The following is a 1086-nucleotide window of genomic DNA, read 5'->3' as shown; positions in this document are numbered from 1 at the left end:
GTTCGTCCTACTCGGCATCATCGGCGCGATCATCGGTGACGGAGACAACAAGAACGACAACGCCAACGCCACCAAGAGCAGCACCCCGGCGGCCACCGCGTCACCGGAACCAACCGCCGTGAAATCCGACGCCCCGAGCGAAGACGCCACACCTACCACCGCGCCGACCACCACGGCACCGAAACCAACGGCGTCCAAGACCCCCGCACCCGACGCCACCACCAACGGCGGCGACATCAACCGCTGGGTCGCCAAGATGAGCAGCCACGGTGTCACCTGGCAGAAGACGGGTGTGAAGGAGAGCATGGCTGGTCTGCCGCCCACCCTCACCTGGTTCGGCGAGGCCAAGGGCGCCACCTTCAGCGCTCCCTCCTTTGTCGCCCACGCCATCGCCGACACCCACCGGAAGGTCCTCAGCCTGTCCTGCACCACGGCCGGCTACCCCAAGGGCAGCTCCGCCGACCAAGTCGCCATCTTCACCGACTGCATCACCGCCGCCGACCTCGACGGCATCGACAACGCCAAGGTCCGCAACTGGATCCAGACCAAGCTGCCCGCCATGCTCGCCAAGGACGGCATGCAGATCGAATACCTCGAACTCGGCACAGCAACCCTCAGCATGGACACCGCCGGGAACACGGCCAACATCGGCATCGAGGAGCAGTAGCCCCGTGGATCCCTGTACGGAAGAACGGCCCCGTGGCGCACCCGCGGCGCACCTGACCGGAGCGACGGAGGTGCCTACGCCCGCCTGCGCCGCGCGCAGCTACTCCCGCCGCCACCGCCACCCCGGCAGGCAAGCTCACCAGCCTCTCCTGCAGCGCCGCGGGCATCCCCAAGGGAGGCGGTCGCAAAGTCGTCGTGTTTCACCGACTGCGTCACGCAGCCGGGGTGTGCGCAAGCGGGAGATCCGGTCGCCGGCATCGCTCCCCGCGTCGTGATGGAGATCCTCGGCCACAGTCAGATCGCCGTCACGATGAACATCTACACCCACGTCGTCCAGGACACCCAGCGCGAGGCAGTGAGTCAGGACCGCATGCTCAAGCGGCGTCCCGGCCGTGAGTGACCACGCCCATGACTGACGCC

The 1086-nt window shown here is 67.5% G+C and carries 1 protein-coding gene; it reads left to right on the top strand.

Annotation, left to right across the window (positions count from 1 at the left end):
- A partial coding sequence (locus ACMZ42_RS27280; protein ID WP_415733465.1) for a hypothetical protein occupies nucleotides 1–667 on the top strand: 667 nt, incomplete at its 5' end.
- Nucleotides 668–1086: the final 419 nt, after the last annotated feature.

Origin of the sequence: Lysinibacillus sp. NPDC056185 (genome assembly GCF_047737915.1) — a bacterium.
Lineage (GTDB): Bacteria > Bacillota > Bacilli > Bacillales_A > Planococcaceae > Lysinibacillus.
The sequence above is the reverse complement of the archived record's forward strand: the minus strand, read 5'-3'. Positions and strand labels throughout refer to the sequence as shown.